Origin of the sequence: Streptomyces sp. NPDC050509, from assembly GCF_044457965.1 — a bacterium.
Lineage (GTDB): Bacteria > Actinomycetota > Actinomycetes > Streptomycetales > Streptomycetaceae > Streptomyces.
The window spans coordinates 67713-88447 of record NZ_JBITHL010000004.1 but is presented as its reverse complement, the minus strand read 5'-3'; the positions used below and the strand labels follow the sequence as shown (position 1 = coordinate 88447).

Below are 20735 nucleotides of genomic sequence, written 5' to 3'. Positions count from 1 at the left end.
CCCTTCGCTGCGGGCTCGGCGCGGACGGCCGCACCGGGGGTGCGGGGCGTCGGCGTCAGGAGGGCCAGAATCGCCTGTCTCAGTACGACTTGGGGAGACCCAGGGACTGGTGGGATACGTAATTCAGGATCATCTCGCGGCTGACGGGCGCGATCCGGGCCACACGGGCGGCGGTGACGAGCGACGCGAGACCGTACTCGCGGGTGAGACCGTTGCCGCCGAGGGTGTGCACGGCCCGGTCGACGGCGCGCACACAGGCTTCCCCGGCGGCGTACTTGGCCATGTTGGCGGCCTCGCCCGCGCCGGTGCCCTCGCCCGCGCCCCCTCCCGCGCCACCTTCCGCGCTGTCTCCCGCGTCGTAGAGGTGGGCGGCCTTGCGCAGCATCAGCTCGGCGAGTTCGATCTCGATGTGGGACTGCGCCAGGGGGTGCGCGATGGCCTGGTGGGCGCCGATGGGCGCCGCCCAGACCTGGCGGGTCTTCGCGTACTCGACGGCGCGGTCGAGCGCGTACCGCGCCATGCCGAGGGCGTACGCGGCCGTCATCACGCGCTCCGGGTTGAGCCCGGCGAAGAGCTGGCGCAGCCCGGCGTCCTCGTCGCCGACGAGCGCGTCGGCGGGCAGCCGTACATCGTCGAGGACCAGCTCGAACTGCTTCTCCACGGCCTGGAGTTCCATGTCGATGGGGGTACGGGCGAAGCCGTCGGCGTCGCGCGGGACGATGAAGAGGCACGGCTTGAGGGAGCCGGTCGCCCCGTTCCCCGTACGGCCCTCGGTCCGGCCGACGACGAGCGTGGCGTCCGCGATGTCGACGCCGGAGACGAAGACCTTGCGGCCGTTCAGGATCCAGCCGTCGCCCTGGTCGTCCCGGCGGGCGGTGGTGGTGATGCGGTGGGAGTTGGATCCGGCGTCGGGCTCGGTGATGCCGAAGGCCATGGTGCGGGAACCGTCGGCGAGGCCGGGGAGCCACTGCCGCTTCTGGGCCTCCGTACCGAAGCGGGCGATCACCGTGCCGCAGATGGCGGGCGACACGATCATCAGCAGGAGCGGACAGCCCGCCGCACCCAACTCTTCGAGCACCAGCGAGAGTTCGGCGATGCCGCCGCCTCCGCCGCCGTACTCCTCGGGCAGGTTCACGCCGAGGTAGCCGAGTGCGCCGGCCTCGCGCCACAGGGTCTCGCGGTCGTAGCCGCGCCCGTGGCGGCGGCCGAGGGCGGCCACGGCGGCGCGGAGCGCGGTGTGCTCCTCGCTCTCGGCCAGGAAACGGGGGATCGTGCCGGTGCTGGTGCGGGTACTGGTGCCGCTCATGAGGGATCTTCCTCCGGTGCGTCGGTGGCGGTGACGACGGCGAGCAGGGCACCGACCTCGACCTGGCGGCCGGGGACGGCGAGGAGTGCGGTGAGCGTGCCGGAGGCGGGCGCGACGACGCGGTGCTCCATCTTCATGGCCTCCAGCCAGACGAGCGGCTGGCCCGCACCGACCCGCGCCCCCTCGGTCAGCCCGTCCGCGACCCGTACGACGGTCCCGGGCATGGGCGCGAGCAGCGAACCCGCCTCGGCGGTACGACCGGGACCGGCGAACCGGGGCCGCGCGAGCAGCCGGTAGGCGCCGGTGGCGGAGTCGACGTGCACCTCGTCGCCGTACGCGGCGACGTCGAAGTGGCGTACGACACCGCCGATGCGGAGGCTGACGCGGGAGGGCGAGACGGCGATGACCCGTACGCCCCCGGAGCCCCCGGAGTCCTCCGCGTCCCCTGGGTTCCCGGCGCCCCCGTTCCCTCCGGCTTCCCCTGCCCCTCCTGCCTCGGCCTCGACCACGTATCCGTCGCGGGTCGCCCGGTAACGGACCTCGTGGTCGCCGTACGTCTTGCTCTGCGGCGCCGACGGTACGTTCCGCCAGCCGCCGAGCCGGGCGGGGACCCCGCCGCGCAGGGACCGGGACGCCGCGTCGGCGAGTGCGGCGGCGACGGCGGCGTGCCACGCGCCGGGGCCGGGGTCCTGGGCGGTCAGGGCGTCCAGGTGGCGGCCGTAGAAGCCGGTGTCGAGGCGCCCCGCGGCGAAGTCCGGGTGGCCCAACGACCGTACGAGCAGCTCCCTGTTGGTGACGGGACCGTGCACCCTGGCCCGGCGCAGCGCGTCCCGAAGGCGGCGCAGGGCAGCCTCCCGGGTGGGCGCCCAGGCGATGACCTTGGCGAGGAGCGGGTCGTAGTGGACGCCGATGGTGTCGCCCCCGGTGTACCCGGTGTCGAGACGCAGCCGGGGCGCGGCGACGCTCCCGCTCCGGGCGATGCCCTCGTCCCCGGCGGCATCCCCGGCCCCCGGGGTGACACCGCTCCCGGCGGCATCCCCGGTCCCCGGCACCTCCAGCGTGTGCAGGCGGCCGGTGCGCGGGGCCCAGCCGTCCGCCGGGTCCTCCGCGCAGAGTCGCGCCTCCACCGCGTGCCCGCGCGCGGCCGGTGGCCCCGGCGGGAGGGCGGCGCCCTCCGCGACGGAGAGTTGCAGGGCGACCAGATCCAGGCCGAACACCTCCTCCGTGACCGGGTGTTCGACCTGGAGGCGGGTGTTCATCTCCAGGAAGTACGGGCGTCCGCCGTCCGCGATCAGGAACTCGACCGTGCCCGCGCCCCGGTAGCCGACCGCGCGGGCGGCGGCGACGGCCGCCCCGGCCAGTTCCGTACGGAGCGCGTCGGGCAGGCCGGGCGCCGGGCATTCCTCGATCACCTTCTGGTGGCGGCGCTGGAGCGAGCAGTCGCGGGTGCCGAGCGCCCACACCGTGCCGTGCGCGTCGGCGAGCACCTGCACCTCCACATGGCGGGCCCCCGTCACATACGGCTCGGCGAAGACCTCGCCGTCCCCGAACGCGGCCCGCGCCTCCGCCGACGCCGCCGTCAACTCCTCCCCCAGGTCGCCCAGTTCGCGGACGATACGTATACCGCGCCCGCCGCCGCCCGCCGCCGCCTTCAGCAGCAGGGGCAGCTCGGCCCCGGTGGCGGCGGCCGGGTCGACGGGCGCCAGCAGCGGTACGCCGGCCGCCGCCATCAGCCTCTTGGCCCGGGTCTTCGACGCCATCGCCGCGATCGCCTCCGGCGGCGGCCCGATCCACACCAGCCCCGCGCCGAGGACCGCCCGCGCGAACTCCGCGTTCTCGGAGAGGAATCCGTACCCCGGATGGACGGCGTCCGCGCCCGCCGCGAGCGCCGCCGCCACGATCAGGTCGCCGCGCAGATAGGTGTCGGCGGGCGCGGCCCCCGGCAGCCGTACGGCGGTGTCGGCGTCCCGTACGTGCAGCGCGCCCGCGTCGGGGTCCGCGTACACGGCGACGGTCGAGATCCCCAGCTCACGGCAGGTGCGGAAGATACGGCAGGCGATCTCGCCCCGGTTGGCGACGAGCAAGGACTCGATCATCTGGACCTCACAGGGGATCTCACGGAACCTCACAGGACCGCACGGGACCTCACATCCGGAAGACGCCGAAGCCGCCGCGCACGCCCTCGACCGGGGCGCTGTGCACGGCGGACAGGCACAGGCCGAGGACGGTGCGGGTGTCGCGCGGATCGATGACCCCGTCGTCGTACAGCCGCCCCGACAGGAACGCCGGCAGCGACTCGGACTCGATCTGCCGCTCCACCACCGCGCGCAGCGCCGCGTCCCCCTCCTCGTCGTACACCTGGCCCTTCGCCTCGGCCGAGGCGCGCGCCACGATCGACAGGACGCCCGCGAGCTGCTGCGGGCCCATGACGGCGGACTTGGCGCTCGGCCAGGCGAAGAGGAAGCGCGGATCGTAGGCCCGGCCGCACATGCCGTAGTGGCCGGCGCCGTAGGACGCGCCCATCAGGACCGAGAGGTGCGGGACCTTCGAGTTCGCCACCGCGTTGATCATCATCGCGCCGTGCTTGATGATGCCGCCCTGCTCGTACTCCTTGCCGACCATGTAGCCGGTGGTGTTGTGGAGGAAGACGAGCGGGATGTCGCGCTGGTTGGCGAGCTGGATGAACTGCGCGGCCTTCTGCGACTCGGCGGAGAACAGCACCCCCTGCGCGTTGGCGAGGATGCCGACCGGAAAGCCGTGCAGCCGGGCCCAGCCCGTCACCAGGCTCGGCCCGTACAGCGGCTTGAACGCGTCGAAGTCGGAGCCGTCCACGATCCGGGCGACGACCTCGTGCGGATCGAAGGGGATCCTCAGGTCGCCGGGGACGATCCCGAGGAGCTCGTCCTCGTCGTACCGCGGCGGCTCCACCGGACCCGGACCCGGACCCGGCGCCGGATCCGGTTGCGCCTTGCGCCAGTTGAGGCGCGCGACGATGCGCCGGGCCTGCCGGATCGCGTCGGGCTCGTCGCGCGCGAAGTGGTCGGCGAGCCCCGACGTACGGGCGTGCATCGCGGCGCCGCCCAGGGACTCGTCGTCGCTCTCCTCGCCCGTGGCCATTCTCACCAGCGGCGGCCCGCCGAGGAAGACCTTCGACCGCTCCTCGATCATGACGGTGTGGTCGGACATCCCGGGGACGTACGCGCCGCCCGCCGTGGAGTTGCCGAACACGACGGCGACGGTGGGGATCCCGGCGGCGGAGAGCCGGGTGAGATCGCGGAAGAGCGCCCCGCCGGGGATGAAGATCTCCTTCTGGGAGGGGAGATCGGCGCCGCCCGACTCGACCAGGCTGATGAGCGGGAGGCGGTTGGCGTACGCGATCTCGTTGGCGCGCAGCGCCTTGCGCAGGGTCCAGGGGTTGGACGAACCACCGCGTACGGTCGGGTCGTTGGCGGTGATCACACACTCCACGCCCTCGACCACCCCGACACCGGTGACCATGGACGCACCGACGGGATACTCGCTGCCCCAGGCGGCCAGCGGGGAGAGCTCCAGGAACGGGGTGTCGGGGTCGAGCAGCAGCTCGACCCGCTCCCGGGCGAGGAGCTTGCCGCGCGCGCGGTGGCGGGCGGTGTACTTCTCGCCGCCGCCCGCGAGGGCCTTGGCCTGCTCGGCGTCGAGCCGCGCGAGCTTGGCGAGCATGGCGTCGCGGTGGGCCGCGTACTCGGCGGAGGTGGCGTCGAGGGCGGAGGGAAGCACGGTCACTGCGGGACCTCCGGAGATCTGGCGATCAGCGACACGGGAAGGTCGACATGGCGCGAGCGCAGCCACTCCCCCAGCGCCTTGGCCTGGGGATCGAACCGGGCCCGTGCGGCGACGCCCTCGCCGAGCAGCCCCGCGACGGTGAAGTTGACGGCGCGGAGGTGCGGCAGGAGATGCCGCTCGACCGTCAACCCTGCGGCCTCCGGGAGGAGTTGGCGGAACCGGTCGACGGTCAGCTCATGCGCCAGCCACCGCCACGCGGCCTCGCTCTCCACCCAGACCCCGACGTTGGCGTCCCCGCCCTTGTCACCGCTGCGGGCGCCCGCGACGGCCCCGAGGGGGACGCGGCGGGTGGGCAGCCCGGCGGGCAGCGGCTCGGGAAGTCCGGGCGGTGACTCGGGAGCGTCGTCAACGACCGTGCTGCGTAAGGCAGTCGGGATGGCGAGACGGGTCCCGTCCGGCAGTACGGCCATCTGCGTCACCTCGTCCGCGTCGATGTACGCCGCCTCGAAGACCCCGTACGGCGCGCCCTTGCCCGGTGGGGCCGTCACATGGAAGCCCGGGTAGCTGGCGAGCGCCAGTTCGACCGCCGCCCCGGTGACCGCCCGTCCCACCGCCTCCGGGTCGCTGTCGCGCACGACGAGCCGGAGCAGGGCGCTCGCGGTCTCCTCGGTGGCGGCGTCCGGCCGGTCCGTACGGGACAGCTCCCAGCGGACCTCGGCCGGGCGGCGGCGCGCGGCCGGCGCGGCCGATACGGCCGATGCACCGGGCGCACCGGGCGCGGCAGGCGCGCCGAGGGCGTCCTCCACCTGGGCGCGTACGAGGCGGGCCTTGGCCTCGATGTCGAGTCCGGTGAGGACGAAGACGATCTCGTTGCGCCAGCCGCCGATCCGGTTGAGCCCGACCTTGAGCTCCGGGGGCGGCGGTTCACCGCGTACGCCCGTGATCCTGACGCGGTCGGGGCCCTCCTGGTGGAGCCGTACGGTGTCGATCCTGGCGGTCACGTCGGGGCCCGGGTACCGGGCGCCGCCGGTCTCGTAGAGCAGTTGGGCGGTGACGGTGCCGAGGTCCACGACCCCGCCCGTACCGTCGTGCTTGGTGATGACCGCCGATCCGTCGGCGTGGATCTCGGCGAGGGGGAAGCCGGGTCGGCGTACGTCGTGCCGGGTGAAGAAGGAGTAGTTCCCGCCGCTCGCCTGCGTGCCGCACTCCAGCACATGCCCGGCGACGACGGCGCCCGCGAGGGCGTCGAGGTCGGGTCCGGGGTCGGGTCCGGGGCCGGGGCCAGGAGTTGGGCCACGGCCGGGGCCTGGGCGGTCGGCCGGTCCCGCCTCGTACCAGCCGAAGTGGGCGGCGGCGGGCCCGGTGACCAGCGCCGCGTCCGTGACGCGCCCGGTGACGACGACCTCCGCGCCGGCCCGCAGACAGGCGGCGATCCCGGCGCCGCCGAGGTAGGCGTTGGCGGTGAGGACGCCGTCGCCCCACTCCCGCCGCCGCAGCAGGTCGTCGCCCTCGACATGGGCGACCCGTACGGGCACACCGACCCGCTCGGACAACTCCCTTACGGCGTCGGCGAGTCCGGCCGGGTTCAGTCCGCCCGCGTTGGTGACGATCCGGACGCCCCGGTCGCGGGCCAGCCCGAGCCCTTCCTCCAACTGCCGCAGGAAGGTCTTCGCGTACCCCGCGCGCGGGTCCTTCAGGCGGTCGCGGCCGAGGATGAGCATGGTCAGTTCGGCGAGGTAGTCCCCGGTCAGTACATCGAGGGGCCCGCCGGTGAGCATCTCGCGCAGCGCGTCGAAGCGGTCGCCGTAGAACCCGGACGCGTTCCCGATCCGCAGCACGCGGGGGCGGGGTACGCCAAGGCGGGGTATGCGGGGACGAGGTATGCCGGGACGAGGTATGCCGGGACGGGGTATGCCGGGACGGGGTATGCCGGGACGGGGTAATCCCTCGCCGCCGCCCACCCCGCTCACACGCCCCGGCCCGGTAAGCCCCTGGGCGCGCGGCCCGCCCCCGGCGGCCCGGCGAACGCCTGCGCGATCTCCAGCCAGTGGTCGGCGTCGGCGCCCTTCGCCCGTACGGCGAGGTCCGCGCGGTGGGCCCGTTGCGTCACCAGCAGACAGAAGTCGAGCGCGGGCCCGGTCACGTACTGGCCGGCCTCCTCGGGCCCGTACGCCCACAACTCACCGCTCGGCCCGGTCAGTTCGACACGGAACTGCTCGGCGGGCGGCTCCTCGCCCCGTACGAGATGGGCGTAGTCGCGGGCCCGTACGCCGATTCTGGCGACATGCCGCAACCGCGCCGTCGGCGTACGCGTCACACCGAGCGCGTCCGCGATGTCCTGGCCGTGCGCCCAGGTCTCCATCAGCCGGGCGGTGGCCAGGGAGGGGGCGCTCATCGGCGGCCCGTACCACGGGAACCGCGCACCGGGCGGGGCCTTGTCGAGGGCGGCGCCGAGGCGTTCACGGCCGTCGCGCCACCGGGCGAGGAGTACGGGGACCGGCTGTGCGGCCCCGGCCCGCGCGGCCTCGTCCACGAAGGTGGCGGGGGCCCCGGCGGCCCGCTCCGCCTCCACGGCGAAGGCGCCGGGGTCGGTCACGGCGAGCAGCGCCACGGCGTCGGTCCAGGCGAGGTGGGCGATCTGGTGGGCGACGGTCCAGCCGGGGGCGGGGGTGTCCCTCGCCCACTGCGCCTCGCCCAACCCCCGTACGATCAGGTCGAGTTCATCGCTCTCGGCCTTCAGGTCGCCGAACACGGCAACGGCGTCGGACACGGATGCGCTCCCCTCGGGGCACGGCGGTGTGCGTGTCCCGGAGCATGGCAGCGCCCGCACAAACAAGCAAGCATGCTTGCTTTACTTCGCTGCCTTCGCCGCCTTCGCCACCCTCTCCGCCTTCGCCACCCTCTCCGCCCCTTCCACCTTCGCCGTCCCTTCCACCTTCGCCACCCGCGTCCGCTTCCGCGTCTGGGTGCGTACGGCGCCCATGCTCGCCGCGATGACCAGCGCGATCGCCAGCGCGTCGAGCGTGGCGAGCGCCTGGTCCAGGAGGAGGAAGCCGCAGGCCGCCGCGATCCCCGGCTCCAGGCTCATCAGCACGGCGAAGGTGGGTGCGGGCAGCCGCCGCAGCGCGAGCAGTTCGAGGGTGTACGGCAGGACCGACGACATGAGCGCCACCACCAGGGCCAGCCCCAGCGTGGACGGCACCAGCAGCTTCGCCCCCGACTCCACGATCCCCAGCGGCAGGATGAGCAGCGCGCCGACCGCCATGGCCAGTGCCAGCCCGTCCGCCTGCGGGAAGCGGCGGCCGGTGTGCGCGCTGAAGACGATGTACGTCGCCCACATGGCGCCCGCGCCGAGCGCGTACGCGACCCCGACCAGATCGAGCCGGCCGAAGTCGCCGCCGCTGAGCAGCACCACCCCGCCGAGCGCGAGCACCGCCCACAGGAGGTTGACCAGCCGCCGGGAGACGATCACCGAGAGCGCGAGCGGGCCGAGGACCTCCAGGGTGACGGCGACGCCCAGCGGGATACGTTCGAGCGCCTGGTAGAAGAGGCCGTTCATGGCGGCGAGCGTGGCGCCGAACGCGACGACGGTCCCCCAGTCGGCGCGCGCGTACCCGCGCAGCTTCGGCCGGCACACGGCGAGCATGACGAGCGCGGAGAGCCCGAGCCGTAGCGTGACGATGCCGAGGACGCCGGTACGGGGCATCAGCATGACGGCGACGGCCGCCCCGAACTGCACGGAGAGCCCGCCGGCGACGACGAGCGCGACGGGCCCGAGGGCCCGGCGCCGGGAACCGGAGGCCGGGCCGGAGCCGGGATCCGCACCGGAACCGGCCCTGTCGGCGACCCCTGCCGCAACGGCTTCGGGCACCGGCACGGCAGCACCCACGGCGGCGGTACGCGACTCCTCCACCACAACCCCTTCCCATCAGTAGTCGGTAAGTCAGCCGATCGGCCAGTCTCAGCGGTACGACGACAGTCCAACACACTGGACGCGCGATTCAAAATAATATACTTCTCGGGCCGACCACGCCTGGACGCGTCCACCGTCGCACCGGGACGGTTGAACCGAAACCGCCGCAGGTCCGTACAGTCTGGCGGCGGTCCGGCCCGACGGGCCCGGTCCGCCGTGCCACCAAGGGTTTCGCACGGAAGGACCTTCAGGTTGTCGCTCTGGACGCGCGCTCGCCGCCTGCTGAACACGGACGGAGCGACCACCCAGGAGGGCCCGACGCCGACCGGGCCCCCGAAGGACGAGCCGGACGGACCGCCTGCGGACGCCACCGTCCCCGACGAGGCGGCGGCAGTGGAGGAGCAGGCCGCGCCCGTCGCCGTACGGGACCGGTACCCGGTCCTGGTCCGGGCCGGGTCCTGGACGCTCACCGCCCTGGCCGCCGTGCTGGTCCTCCTCGCCCTCCTCCTCCCGAACGAGACCCCCCTCATCACCCCCCGCGCCTTCGCGCACATACCGGTGGAGGCGATCATCGGCGCCGCCGTGCTGCTGGTCCTGCCGCCCAGGGCGGGCCGGGTGGCGGCGGCGGTCGCGGGCGCGGCCCTCGGTCTGGTGACGCTCCTCAACTTCCTCGACATGGGCTTCCACACGGTCCTGGACCGGCCGTTCGACCTGGTGCTGGACTGGATCCTGTTCGACGACGCCGAGTCGTTCCTCCGGGACACGCTCGGCCGGGCCGGTGCGATCGCCGCCGTGATCGGGGTGGTGGTCCTCGCCCTCGCCCTGGTCGTCCTGATGACGCTGGCGGCCGTACGGCTGGCCGGCCTCCTGGTCCGCCACAGCGGTGCGACGACCCGTACCACCCTGCTGTTCGGGACCGTGTGGGTCACCTGCACGGCGCTCGGCATACAGGTCGCCGGGGCGCCGGTCGCGTCCAGGACGGCGGCCGATCTCGTACAGAACCACGCGGATCTGGTGAGCGCCGGACTGAAGGACGGCAAGCAGTTCGCCAAGGAAGCCGCCGTCGACCACTTCCGCGACACCCCGGGCGACCAGCTCCTGACCGGGCTGCGCGGCAAGGACGTCATCTTCACGTTCATCGAGAGCTACGGCCGCAGCGCCATCGAGGACCCGGCGATGGCGCCGCAGGTGGGCGACGTGCTGGCGGACGGGACCGCCCGGCTGAAGGCGGCCGGGTTCGCCTCCGAGAGCGGCTTCCTCACCTCGCCGGTGGCGGGCGCGGGAAGCTGGCTGGCGCACTCCACCTTCATGTCCGGCATGTGGGTCAAGAACCAGCAGCGCTACCGCAGTGTCACGTCGAGCGACCGCCTCACCCTCACCGGCGCCTTCGGCCGCACGGGCGACTGGCGGACGGTGGGCATCATGCCGGGCGTCACCCGCTCCTGGCCGGAGGGGAAGTTCTTCGGCCTGGACCACATCTACGACTCGCGGGACATCGGCTACCGGGGCCCGAAGTTCAGTTGGTCGCCCGTACCCGACCAGTACAGCCTGGACGCGTACGAGCGCCTGGAGCACGGCAAGAAGGACCGCGAACCGCTGATGACGGAGATCGTCCTCGCCTCCAGCCACAACCCGTGGTCGCCCATCCCCGAGATGGTCGGCTGGGACGAGATCGGTGACGGCTCGGTCTACCACGGCATCAAGAAGGCGGGCACGGACCCGAAGGAGGTGCTGGCGGACCCCGAGAAGCTGCGCACCGAGTACCGCCGGGCCATCGAGTACTCGCTGACCAGCCTCATCTCGTACGTGGAGAAGTACGGCACCGACGACACGGTCCTGGTCTTCCTCGGCGACCACCAGCCCAACGCGACCGTCACGGGCCCCGGCGCCGGCCGCGACGTCCCGGTGTCGGTCGTCGCGCGCGACCCGGCGGTCCTGGACCGGATCTCCGACTGGGGCTGGCAGGACGGCCTGAAGCCGGGCCCGGACGCCCCGGTCTGGCGCATGGACACCTTCAGGGACCGCTTCCTGATGGCGTACGGGCCGCGACCGCAGGACGGCAAGCCGTCGCGGTCCGACAAGGTGGCGGCGGGCGGCCGGACCGAGGAGTGAGCGGGCCGGAACGGCGCACAGGTCAGCCGGTGGTGACGGGCGCCCACTGCCGGCTGAGCCGGAGGACGTCATCGACCGTGCGCCGGTCGGTGCTCCTGCGATGCGGGGACACGGGACGGGACCGGGCCCCGATGAGCAGTCCCGTCCGCCCGTCGAGGGAGGCGTCGGTGGCGGCGAAGACGGACGACCGGGCGGCCACCGACGCGGGGCCCGAGGTGGAGCGTTCGATGGCCAGACGGACCAGCGGCCACACCAGGCGCAGCCCCGGCGAGACGATCGCGGACGAGCCGGCCGTGCCGTTGCCGGTCATCTCGGTGGCGGCGCCGCCGGGATCGGCCGCGAAGACCGAGACGCCGGTGGAGCGCAGGCGCTCCGCCAGGTCCAGGGTGTAGGCGAGGTTGGCGAGCTTCGCCCGCCCGTACCAGTGGAGGCCGTAGTAGCCGCCCGGTGGCTCGACGGCGTCGAACCGGGGCTTCGCGGCCCGGACGGCGGCGGAGTTGACGTTCACGATCCGGCTCGGCCGCGCGGCGCGCAGCGGGTCGAGCAGAAGCTCGGTCAGCAGGTACGGCGAGAGGTGGTTGAGGACGAAGGACGCCTCGATGCCGTCGACGGTCCTCCGGTGGTCCGCGAACATCCCGCCCACGTTGTTGACCAGGACCTTCAGCGGCCCGTCGGCCGCCAGCCGCCCGGCGAGCGTCCGTACGCCGTCCAGCGACGCGAGGTCCGCCGCCACGAACGCGGGTTCCGCCGCGGGGGCGACCGCCTTGATCCGCTCCAGTGCGCGGGCGCCGCGGTCGGCGTCGCGGCCGACCACGGTGACGGAGAGCCCGGCCGCCGCCAGCCCCACCGCGGTCTCCAGCCCGATCCCTCCGGTACCGGCCGTCACTACTGCCCGCTGCTCCACAGGGCCGCCCTCCACCGTATGCATTATCGGATAGCTATCCGCTTGACGTCGGGGACGGTAGCACAATCGGATAGCTATCCGGTTAGGGAGGAGTGCGGCGGCGGCGGGCCAGGTCCGTCCCCGGCCACGGTGGTTCAGGTGGTGGCGCCTCAGCGCGGCGGGCGCAGGCCCTCAAGAAGGACGTCGAGGTAGATCTCGACATACCGGGGGCCGCTCTCCCCGGAACGTACGGCGTGGTCGATGCCGCACAGCAGACGGCGTACGTCGTCCGCCTCGATGTCGGGCCGGATGACACCGGCGCGGCGGGCGCGGTCGAGCAGTTCCGCGACCGCGCCGTCCAGCTCGGCCCTCAGCTCCGAGGTCCGCGCCTCGGCGTCGCTGACGGATTCCAGCACGGCCGCGAATCCGGGATCGTCCGACAAGCGGTCGAGAGCGAACCGCAGCAGGCGGTGCAGCCCCGCGCGGGGCCCCTCCTCCGCGGCGGCGGCCCGCGCTTCGTCGACAAGCGCCCGGAAGCGCTCCACCGACAGCGCTTCGACCAGGGCGTGGCGGTTGGGGAAATGCCGGTAGACGGTCCCGACGCCGACCCCCGCGAGCCGGGCGATGGCGTTCAACTGGAGCGAGTCGTCACCCGCTGCCACCTGCTCACGGGCGACCCGCAACACCCGGGCACGATTGCGCGCGGCGTCCGCGCGCAATGCCGTTCCCGCTGTCGCTGCCGTCCCCGCTGTCGCTGCTGTCCCCCGCTCGGCTCCCGGTGTCACGGCTTCAGCATAACGACGGGCCGCGGCCGGGCCTGTGTTCCCCGGCCCGCCGTCGCTCAGCGCGATCCCGGCCCCGCCGTCGCTCAGCGCGGCTCCCGGATGCCGTCGATGATGCGGGTCCAGTTGTCGCCGCCGTGCCCGTCCTCGATCGCGCGCCGGTAGTGGGCCCGCACGGCCAGGGGGAGCGCGAGGTCCAGGCCGAGCGACGTGCTGGTCTCGACGATGTGGTCGGCCGTCGCGCCCATCATGGTGACCGTGCTGAGGGTGCCGGGGTGCTCCCCGGCGTCCAGCGCGGCCCCGGGGGTCTCCTCGCCGGCCCGGTGGATCGCGCCGATCGAGTCGACGAAGGGAAGCAGCTCCCGCAGTGTCTCCTCGGCCTTCATGCCCGCGGTGCCCAGCATCGCGGTGGCGTGCATCAGCGCGGACAGGGTGGAGAGGAAGACCGTGAGCTGGGCCTGGTACATCATCTGGGCGAGGCCCGGATCCTCGCCCAGATGCTTCGGCGTGCCGAGCAGGGTCAGCGCCGCCCGGTGCCGCTCCATCGCCTCGGCGGGGCCGCTGTAGTAGACGGAGGACGCCACCGTGCCGACCATCGGCGCCGGGACCATGACACCACCGGCGAGGAAGGCGGCGCCGTACCCCTCCGCCCAGGTCGCCGCCTCGCGGGTACGGTCCGGGGTGTCGGAGCTCAGGTTGACCAGCGTCCGGCCGGCGAGCGACGCGGTGGCGCCGCCGAGGACGTCGTACATCGCCCGGTAGTCGGTGAGGCTGAGGATCACGAGGTCACTCGCCCCGACCGCCTCGCCGGGTGTCGCCGCGCGCGTCGCCCCGAAGGCGACGAGTCCGTCGGCCCGGCTCGCGGTGCGGTTCCAGACGGTGACCTGGTGGCCGGCGGCGAGGAGGACGCGGGCCATCGCCTGCCCCATCGGGCCGAGTCCGATCACGGTGACAGCGCTGTTCTGGCGAGTGGTGTGTCTCTGTTGTTCGTTCACCCCTCCATGCTCGGAGGGCGCCCCTATTCTCGGAAGTACCCACTATTTTCTGCGGTACTTACCTTCTGGTAAGCCGTACACACCTCCAAGTCACCTTTGAGCAAGGGGATCAGCGATGGCCAGGACGTCGAGACGCGGGCCCTACATCTGCGGCATCGACGCCGGGCTCGATGTGGTGAGCGGCAAGTGGAAGGGGCTGATCCTCTGGGAACTCGACGCCCATCGCGTACGCCGCTTCGCCCAACTCCGCCGCGGGCTGCCGGGGGTGAGCGAGAAGATGCTGACCCAGCACCTGCGCGAGATGGAGGCGGACGGTCTCGTACACCGGCGGGTGTACGCGGAGGTGCCGCCACGCGTCGAGTACTCCCTGACCGAGCACGGGCACACGCTCAACCAGGCGCTCGGGCCGCTCGGCGCCTGGGGAGTCGAGCGGATACGGCGCGAAGGCTCCGACATGGTCGACGTGGCCGAGACCTCCCACGGCGCCGACGCCGTCTGAACGGACTCCGGCCTCACTCCAGTCTGATCCGGGCGGCCACCGGCAGGTGGTCGCTGCCGGTGGCGGGCAGCGTACGGATATGGGCGACCGTCCCCGAACGGGCCATGACCTGGTCGATCCTGGCCAGCGGCAGGGCGGTGGGGAAGCTGAAGGCCATGCCCCGTTCCGCCACGTTCAGCCGCGAGGTCAGCGGGGCGAGACCCCGGTCGTCGACCGTGCCGTTGAGGTCGCCGAGCAGAATCACCGCCTTCACCTTCTCGGCGGCGACCGCCTCCCCCAGCAGGCCGGCGCTCTCGTCCCGCAGGGCGGACGCGAAACCGCTCGCCCCGACACGGATCGAGGGCAGGTGCGCGACGTACGCGGCGACCTCGCCCCGCGGTGTGCCGACCACGGTCCGCAGCCCGCGGCTCCAACCCTCCCCGATCCCCCGGGGTTTGATGTCCAGCAGCCGGGTATCGGCCAGCGGGTGCTTCGACCAGAGTCCGACGGTGCCCCGGACCTCGTGGTGCGGGTAGTCCGGGGCGAGGGTCTTCTCGTAGACCGCCAGCGCCGGGGGCACCAGCTCCTCCAGCGCGATGAGATCGGGCTCGGCACCGGCCAGGGCACGCGCCGTACCCGCGGGGTCGGCGTTCTCGTCGCTGACGTTGTGCTGCACCACGACCAGGTCACGCGGGCCGGAATCGGGGGCGGGCAGCAGCAGCCCGCCGAAGAGGTACGTCCACGCCGCGACCGGCAGGAGCAGGGCCACCAGCGCGAGGGCCGAACGGCGCAGCAACGCCAGGCCGAGCAGCACCAGGACCACCAGGCCGAGCCACGGCAGGAACGCCTCCAGCAGACTCCCCAGCCGCCCCACGGAGTTGGGCACAGCCCGGTGGAACGCCAGCAGCCCGGCCGTCACCACCGCCAGCCCGGCAAGCACCCGCCCCCGCCGCCACGCCGACCGCCCCTCCGCGCCCTCCCCCGCACCGACCACGCGCCGGAGCACCGCCGTCACCGTCGACGGCGATGTCGACGTAGCACCGCTGTCCGCCCTTACCTGCTCCACCATGGCTTCCCGTCCACTTGACCTTGTCCTTCAAGACGAGTCGCCGGGCCGATCAGTTTCGGCTTCCGTGAGCACGTGCCCCACTCGGCAACGCCAAGTGGCGCGGGTGCGTTGACTTTGGCGTGTCCGGGGCCGCGTGCTCCGTCACATATCCGCCGTCTCGCTCCCGGCCGGCGTGAACCAGACGGCTTTGTGGGTGGGCGAGCAACCCCCGTAGATCGTCGCGCCCCACGCCACGGCAAGCCGCGCGACGAGCAACAGCCCCTGCCCCTTCTCCCGTTCGACGTCGACGGCGGGCGCGGGAGCGCCGGGTACGGGGAGAGCCCAGGGGTTCTCGTCGGCGACGCAGACGGTGACGCGTTTGCGGTTCACCGTCACATGAACGCGGATCAGGCGCGTACCGGAATGCCGGTGCGCGTTCGTCACGATCTCGGTGACGCACAGGCGCGCGTCGTCCACGAGACGGAGATGCCGGCTGACGCCGAGCAGCGACGTGACGAAGTCCCGCGCGATCTTGGGCGCGACGACGACCTGGTGCGGCGCAGGCTCGACGATCCGGTCCAGGTCGACCGCGCCCGCGCCGAGGTCGAGGACCCCGCCGACCACGGCTGGGAGAACATCGTGGCGGGGGACGGACATGACCGGATCATGGTGTCCTCGACCCGCAGCCACGGCCATGAGGGCGCCACGCTCGCCGAACTCGCCGGAACGCGGGGCATGGCGCCGTTCGAGGTGATCGTGCATCTGCTGCGCACCGAGGACCTCCAGGTGCACATGGTCGACTTCTCCATGGACGAACGGGACGTCGAGACGGTGCTGCGCGCCCCGCGCACCAGCGTGTGCACCGACGGCCTGCCCGTCGGGCTGGGCGGCAAGCCGCATCCTCGGCTGTACGGGAGCTTCCCCCGGGTGCTGGGCCGGTACGTGCGTGAGCGCGGCGTGCTGGACCTGCCGACGGCCGTCCACAAGATGACCGGGCTGACCGCGGAGGTCTTCGGGGTGCCGGACCGCGGACGGCCGGCGCCCGGCCTGATTGCCGACCTGGTGGCGTTCGCCCCGTCCACGGTCGGTGAGACCGGGACGTACGCCGACCCCCGGCGCACGCCGGCCGGCATCCGCTGGGTGATGCAGGCCGGCCATGTCGTCGGGCTGGTAGTAGTCGCCGGGGTCGAAGCCCTGCTCCGGGCGCGGCGACAGGTCGGCGAGGTCGTGGGTGGCGATGAGCAGGGTGCCATCGGGGGCGACGGCGGCCGGCAGGCCCCGTGGCGCCGCGTGGTCCGGTTCGCGCCGGAGCGGGAAGTACCGGGCGCTACCGGCCCGCCGACGACGTACAGCCGCTTACGCCACCGTGCCGGCGACGCCCGTGCGGCCCTCAGGGACGCCGGCGATCGTCACGATGACCTGCTCGCGGACGCTCTCGCCGAGCACGCCGACCAGGGCGTCGGTGATCGCGGCGACAAGCCGGGCGGGAGCGTCCGGGATCTGCGGGAGGTGGTAGGCGGCCTCGCGCATGCTGAGGGTGACGAGCGGGGCGTCGTTCCCGGTGGGGACGCCGCCGATGCCCCGGCGGTGCTGCGGGACGCCGATCAGGTCCACCCCGACCAGACGGCGGAAATTCTCGCCGAAGACGGCGCCGACCGCGTCGGTCAGGGCGCCGATCAGCTTGGGTTCGACCGTCCCGTCGAGGGCTTCTTCGCGGATGTGCACGCTGAAGTGCGGCATGGGTGGGATCTCCGTTCACGCCGGTACGCAGGCGATACGTAGGATGGAGAGAACTTTACTTTGCAAGCAAAACACCTTTGAGGTCAAAGGTAAATAGCCGGCTGGCCAAGAGGCTCTGAACGGCCGAGAGGTGAGGAGATCGATGCCTGGCGATGTCGACGACGCCGTAAGGGCCCTGCTGCTGCTCATGCCGCGCATGGTGGGCCGGGTGAAGAAGATCCCCGTGCCCGAGGAGCTGCGGTCCTTCCCGCTGGCGCCGCGCCACCTCTCCCTGCTGTCGAATCTGCTCCTCGACGGGCCGATGGCGGTGAACGAGCTGGCCGCCCGGCTGGAGGTCGCACCGACGACGGTCAGCCTGCTCATCGGCGACCTGAGCCGGATGGGAATCCTGGAACGGCGCGAGGACGAGACGGACCGGCGCCGGCGGATCATCGGCATCGCGGCCGAGCGGCTCCCCGCGATCCGGGACTGGCTCGCCCCGGGCGCGGCGGCCTGGCGGAAGGCGCTGGCTCCCCTGACGCCCGATCAACGGCGGATGTTCGTCGACACCCTGCTCGCGTACGAGGCAGCTGTCAGCGGCGAGGAACAGGACTGAGGCACACCCGGGAGCGGGGCGACGGGCCAGGGGTCAGTCGTCCAGCGCCTCCGCCAGTACCTCCGCCAGGTGCCGGGCCCGGGTGCCGTCCAGTTGGGCCAGTTGGGTACGGCAGGAGAAGCCGTCCGCCAGGATCTCCGTACCGTCCCCGGCCGCCCGGACCGCGGGCAGCAGTTGATCCTCGGCGCAGGCCACCGATACGTCGTAATGGCCTTTCTCGAAGCCGAAGTTGCCCGCCAGGCCACAGCATCCGCCGCTCAATGCGCCGGTCAGGCCCGCTCGTTCGCGCAGCCGGCGTTCCGCCGCGTCGCCCAGGACCGCGTGCTGGTGGCAGTGGGTCTGGCCCGCGACCGCGCGGTCCAGGCGCGGTGGCCGCCACTGCGGGGCGCACTCCTCCAGCGTCTGGGCGAAGGTACGGACGGACGCGGCGAGGCGGGCGGCGCGGGGGTCGTCGCCGAGGAGTTCCGGGAGGTCCGTGGTGAGCGCGGCGGCGCAGCTCGGTTCGAGGACGACGACGGGGAGGCCCGCGTCGAGCAGCGGTTCCATCACGTCGAGGGTGCGGCGCATGACCGTACGGGCGCGGTCGAGCTGGCCCGTGGAGACATAGGTGAGCCCGCAGCAGACCCTGCCGCCACCGCCGCCCCTGCCGCCCCCTGCGTCCCCGCTCCCCGCCCCGGCCCCCGGTGTCACGAGGTCGAGGCCCGCCGCCTCCAGCACCCGTACCGCCGCCTGTCCGACCGACGGCGACAGGTACTCCGTGAAGGTGTCCGGCCACAGCACCGCCTTCGGCCCGCCGCTCCTCGCACCCTCGCGCTCGGCCCGCCGCCTGCGCCGCAGCCACCGTCCGAACGTCTGCGGCGCCAGCGCCGGGATCGTCCGCTCGGGGGCGATCCCGCCGAGCCGCTTCGCGAGCGCCGCCAGGGGCCGTACCCGCGCCGCCGCGTTCAGTACGCGGGCGAAGGGCGCCGCCAGCCGGAGCCAGAGCGGCAGCCATCCCATCGCGTAGTGGGCCGCCGGGCGCCGTCGGCCCGCGTAGTGGTGGTGCAGGAACTCCGCCTTGTACGTGGCCATGTCCACGCCCACCGGGCAGTCGCTGCGGCAGCCCTTGCAGGACAGGCACAGGTCGAGGGCGTCCCGTACCTCCGTCGAGCGCCAGCCGGCGTCCACCACCTCGCCCGCGAGCATCTCGTGGAGCAGCCGGGCGCGTCCGCGCGTCGAGTGCTGTTCCTCGCCCGTCGCGCGGAAGGAGGGACACATGACGCTCTCGCCCGAACTGGGCCCTGCCACCCGGCACTTGGCCACGCCCACGCAGCGCCGTACGGCCGCCGAGAAGTCGCCTCCGCCCGGTCCGTCGTGCGGGTAGCCGAACGCGACGTCGACCCGCTCGCGCGGCAGTACGGAGAAGCGCAGGTTCTCGTCGAGGCGGGCGGGACGGGCCAGGACGCCCGGGTTCAGGCCGCCCCGCGGGTCCCAGACGTCCTTGAACTCTCCGAAGAGGCCGACCAGTTCGTCCCCGTACATCTTCGGCAGCAGCTCCGCGCGGGCCAGCCCGTCGCCGTGTTCGCCCGAGAGCGAGCCGCCGTGCGCGGCGACGAGTTCGGCCGTCTCCTCCGAGAAGCGGCGGAAGCGGCGTACGCCGTCCTCGCTCAACAGGTCGAAGTCGATACGGACATGGATGCAGCCGTCGCCGAAGTGCCCGTACGGCGTGCCGCGCAGCCCGTGTTCGCCCAGCAGCGCCCTGAACTCCCGCAAATAGGTGCCGAGTCGGGCGGGCGGGACCGCGCAGTCCTCCCATCCTGGCCAGGCCTCGCTGCCGTCCGGCATGCGCGTCGCCGTGCCGGCCGCGTCCTCCCGTACGCGCCACAGCGCCCGCTGCCCGGCCGGGTCGGTCACGACGGCGCCGTCGAGCGCGTCGGCCGCGCGCACGATCTCCTCGGCGCGGGCGCGCGCCTCCGCCGAGGTCGCGCCACCGGTCTCCACGAACAGCCAGGCCCCGCCGCGCGGCAGGTCGTGGCCGCTGCGCACCAGGTCCTCGGCCATGCCCTCGACGGTGAGCGGACCGTACGGGAGCAGCCCAGCGGCGGCCTCGGCGGCGGCGCTCTCGTCCGGGTACCCAAGTACGGCGAGGGCGCGGGCGGCGGGCGACTCGACGAGCCGTACCGTCGCCTCGGTGACGACGCCGAGGGTGCCCTCGCTGCCGCAGAAGGCGCGGGCCAGGTCGGTGCCGTTCTCGGGGAGGAGCGCGTCGAGCGCGTACCCGGAGATCCGGCGGGGCATCGCGGCCGGGAAGCCGGTGCGCAGGAGCGCCAGGTTCCGGTCCACCAGCGCGCGCAGCCCGGCGGGCGCGCCCATCGGCGGGGATCCCGCGCCGGAGTGCGTGCCGGATCCCGCACCGGAGCCCGCGCCAGGACCCCAGCCCCGGCCCAGGCGCAGCGCCTCGCCCCCGTAGGTCAGGACCGACAGCTCATGGACGTTGTCGGCGGTCGTGCCCCAGGCCACCGAGTGCGATCCGCACGAGTTGTTGCCGATCATCCCGCCGAGCGTGCACCGGCTGTGGGTGGACGGATCGGGGCCGAAGGTCAGTCCGTGCGGGCGGGCGGCGGCGCGCAGATCGTCCAGGACGACGCCGGGCTGGACGACCGCCGTACGGGCCCGCGCGTCCAGCGAGAGGACGGAGCGCAGATGGCGGGTGAGGTCGAGGACCACCCCGACGCCCGTGGCCTGCCCGGCGATCGACGTGCCCGCGCCGCGCGGCACCACCGGTACGCCGTGCTCTCCGCAGACCGCGAGGGCCGCCGCCACGTCCGCCGTGTCGCGCGGCGCGACCACGCCGACCGGAACCCGGCGGTAGTTGGACGCGTCCATGGTCATGAGTGCCCGTGCGGCCGCCCCGAAGTCCACCTCACCGCGCATGGCTGATTTCAGCTCCTGCGCGAGGGCGGAGGACGTATAGAGCGCCGCTGCTGTCGATTCACGCTGCTCAACCTGATCGGCCATGTCTCCAGGATGCCCCCGGAGTGCGGGCAGATCGAGGTTTTCGATCTCCACCACCCCGGGACGGGAGAAGAAAGCGGACAGGAACCTCCCAATCTGATCGTCAATTCTCATATAGTGGCCACCG

General features: G+C 73.2%; 16 protein-coding genes. 3 read left to right on the top strand and 13 right to left on the bottom strand.

Annotation, left to right across the window (positions count from 1 at the left end):
* Positions 1-79: 79 nt before the first annotated feature.
* The 6 genes from ACIBJC_RS12910 to ACIBJC_RS12885 all read right to left on the bottom strand — a co-directional run bounded on the left by ACIBJC_RS12910 (position 80) and on the right by ACIBJC_RS12885 (position 8981).
* Positions 80-1306 (bottom strand): acyl-CoA dehydrogenase family protein, encoded by a 1227-nt coding sequence (locus tag ACIBJC_RS12910; RefSeq protein ID WP_399291454.1) that lies wholly within the window; start codon positions 1304-1306, stop codon positions 80-82.
* Positions 1303-3402: a biotin carboxylase N-terminal domain-containing protein gene (locus ACIBJC_RS12905; protein ID WP_399291451.1), complete on the bottom strand. Its 2100-nt coding sequence runs from the start codon at positions 3400-3402 to the stop codon at positions 1303-1305. Before ACIBJC_RS12905 ends, ACIBJC_RS12910 begins: the two co-directional genes overlap by 4 nt.
* A gap of 49 nt (positions 3403-3451) precedes the next feature.
* The gene (locus tag ACIBJC_RS12900) at positions 3452-5068 is read right to left on the bottom strand and encodes an acyl-CoA carboxylase subunit beta (protein WP_399291448.1); all 1617 of its coding nucleotides are present in this window, start codon (positions 5066-5068) and stop codon (positions 3452-3454) included.
* A complete protein-coding gene (locus ACIBJC_RS12895) occupies positions 5065-6846 on the bottom strand; it encodes an acyclic terpene utilization AtuA family protein (RefSeq protein WP_399292317.1) in 1782 nt (593 codons plus the stop codon). Before ACIBJC_RS12895 ends, ACIBJC_RS12900 begins: the two co-directional genes overlap by 4 nt.
* Before the next feature lie 188 nt (positions 6847-7034).
* Positions 7035-7838, bottom strand: a complete 804-nt coding sequence (locus ACIBJC_RS12890) for a TIGR03084 family metal-binding protein (RefSeq protein WP_399291445.1) — start codon at positions 7836-7838, stop codon at positions 7035-7037.
* Between the two features lie 81 nt (positions 7839-7919).
* Entirely contained in the window at positions 7920-8981 is a 1062-nt protein-coding gene (locus ACIBJC_RS12885; RefSeq protein ID WP_399291442.1) for an EamA family transporter, read from the bottom strand.
* A 252-nt stretch (positions 8982-9233) separates the two neighbouring features.
* Here ACIBJC_RS12885 and ACIBJC_RS12880 point away from each other — a divergent pair, with 252 nt between their 5' ends.
* Positions 9234-11093, top strand: coding sequence for a sulfatase (locus tag ACIBJC_RS12880; RefSeq protein WP_399291439.1), 1860 nt, complete (start codon positions 9234-9236; stop codon positions 11091-11093).
* 22 nt (positions 11094-11115) lie between these two features.
* On the opposite strand, the gene ACIBJC_RS12875 is transcribed toward ACIBJC_RS12880, so the two are convergent.
* The 3 genes from ACIBJC_RS12875 to ACIBJC_RS12865 form a co-directional block, all read right to left on the bottom strand.
* On the bottom strand, positions 11116-12012 hold the full coding sequence (locus tag ACIBJC_RS12875; protein WP_399291437.1) for an SDR family NAD(P)-dependent oxidoreductase: 897 nt from the start codon (positions 12010-12012) through the stop codon (positions 11116-11118).
* A gap of 134 nt (positions 12013-12146) precedes the next feature.
* Positions 12147-12761 (bottom strand): TetR/AcrR family transcriptional regulator, encoded by a 615-nt coding sequence (locus tag ACIBJC_RS12870; RefSeq protein WP_399291434.1) that lies wholly within the window; start codon positions 12759-12761, stop codon positions 12147-12149.
* Between the two features lie 83 nt (positions 12762-12844).
* A complete protein-coding gene (locus ACIBJC_RS12865) occupies positions 12845-13753 on the bottom strand; it encodes an NAD(P)-dependent oxidoreductase (protein WP_399291431.1) in 909 nt (302 codons plus the stop codon).
* Between the two features lie 115 nt (positions 13754-13868).
* Here ACIBJC_RS12865 and ACIBJC_RS12860 point away from each other — a divergent pair, with 115 nt between their 5' ends.
* Complete coding sequence (locus ACIBJC_RS12860) at positions 13869-14252, top strand: winged helix-turn-helix transcriptional regulator (RefSeq protein WP_399291428.1); 384 nt, start codon at positions 13869-13871, stop codon at positions 14250-14252.
* A gap of 13 nt (positions 14253-14265) precedes the next feature.
* Here ACIBJC_RS12860 and ACIBJC_RS12855 read toward each other — a convergent pair whose 3' ends face one another.
* The 3 genes from ACIBJC_RS12855 to ACIBJC_RS12845 all read right to left on the bottom strand — a co-directional run bounded on the left by ACIBJC_RS12855 (position 14266) and on the right by ACIBJC_RS12845 (position 16809).
* Positions 14266-15300: an endonuclease/exonuclease/phosphatase family protein gene (locus ACIBJC_RS12855; RefSeq protein WP_399291425.1), complete on the bottom strand. Its 1035-nt coding sequence runs from the start codon at positions 15298-15300 to the stop codon at positions 14266-14268.
* Positions 15301-15441: 141 nt separating this feature from the next.
* Entirely contained in the window at positions 15442-15936 is a 495-nt protein-coding gene (locus ACIBJC_RS12850) for an ATP-binding protein (RefSeq protein ID WP_399291422.1), read from the bottom strand.
* Positions 15937-16635: 699 nt separating this feature from the next.
* Entirely contained in the window at positions 16636-16809 is a 174-nt protein-coding gene (locus ACIBJC_RS12845) for a tautomerase family protein (RefSeq protein WP_399292315.1), read from the bottom strand.
* A gap of 352 nt (positions 16810-17161) precedes the next feature.
* Here ACIBJC_RS12845 and ACIBJC_RS12840 point away from each other — a divergent pair, with 352 nt between their 5' ends.
* Positions 17162-17614, top strand: a complete 453-nt coding sequence (locus ACIBJC_RS12840; protein WP_399291419.1) for a MarR family transcriptional regulator — start codon at positions 17162-17164, stop codon at positions 17612-17614.
* A 33-nt stretch (positions 17615-17647) separates the two neighbouring features.
* Here the strand turns inward: ACIBJC_RS12840 and ACIBJC_RS12835 are convergent, their stop codons facing one another.
* Positions 17648-20611 carry an FAD-binding and (Fe-S)-binding domain-containing protein gene (locus tag ACIBJC_RS12835; protein ID WP_399291416.1) on the bottom strand — a complete coding sequence of 988 codons (2964 nt, stop codon included), beginning with the start codon at positions 20609-20611 and terminating at the stop codon, positions 17648-17650.
* Positions 20612-20735 lie beyond the last annotated feature (124 nt).

Bases quoted from the DNA above. Each gene is read 5' to 3' on its own strand.
- ACIBJC_RS12905 (WP_399291451.1), bottom strand. From the start codon at position 3,402: ATGATCGAGTCCTTGCTCGTCGCCAACCGGGGCGAGATCGCCTGCCGT.
- ACIBJC_RS12840 (WP_399291419.1), top strand. From the start codon at position 17,162: ATGCCTGGCGATGTCGACGACGCCGTAAGGGCCCTGCTGCTGCTCATG.
- ACIBJC_RS12835 (WP_399291416.1), bottom strand. From the start codon at position 20,611: ATGGCCGATCAGGTTGAGCAGCGTGAATCGACAGCAGCGGCGCTCTAT.
- ACIBJC_RS12860 (WP_399291428.1), top strand. From the start codon at position 13,869: ATGGCCAGGACGTCGAGACGCGGGCCCTACATCTGCGGCATCGACGCC.
- ACIBJC_RS12910 (WP_399291454.1), bottom strand. From the start codon at position 1,306: ATGAGCGGCACCAGTACCCGCACCAGCACCGGCACGATCCCCCGTTTC.
- ACIBJC_RS12850 (WP_399291422.1), bottom strand. From the start codon at position 15,936: ATGTCCGTCCCCCGCCACGATGTTCTCCCAGCCGTGGTCGGCGGGGTC.
- ACIBJC_RS12895 (WP_399292317.1), bottom strand. From the start codon at position 6,846: ATGCTCACCGGCGGGCCCCTCGATGTACTGACCGGGGACTACCTCGCC.
- ACIBJC_RS12855 (WP_399291425.1), bottom strand. From the start codon at position 15,300: ATGGTGGAGCAGGTAAGGGCGGACAGCGGTGCTACGTCGACATCGCCG.
- ACIBJC_RS12845 (WP_399292315.1), bottom strand. From the start codon at position 16,809: ATGCGCGAGGCCGCCTACCACCTCCCGCAGATCCCGGACGCTCCCGCC.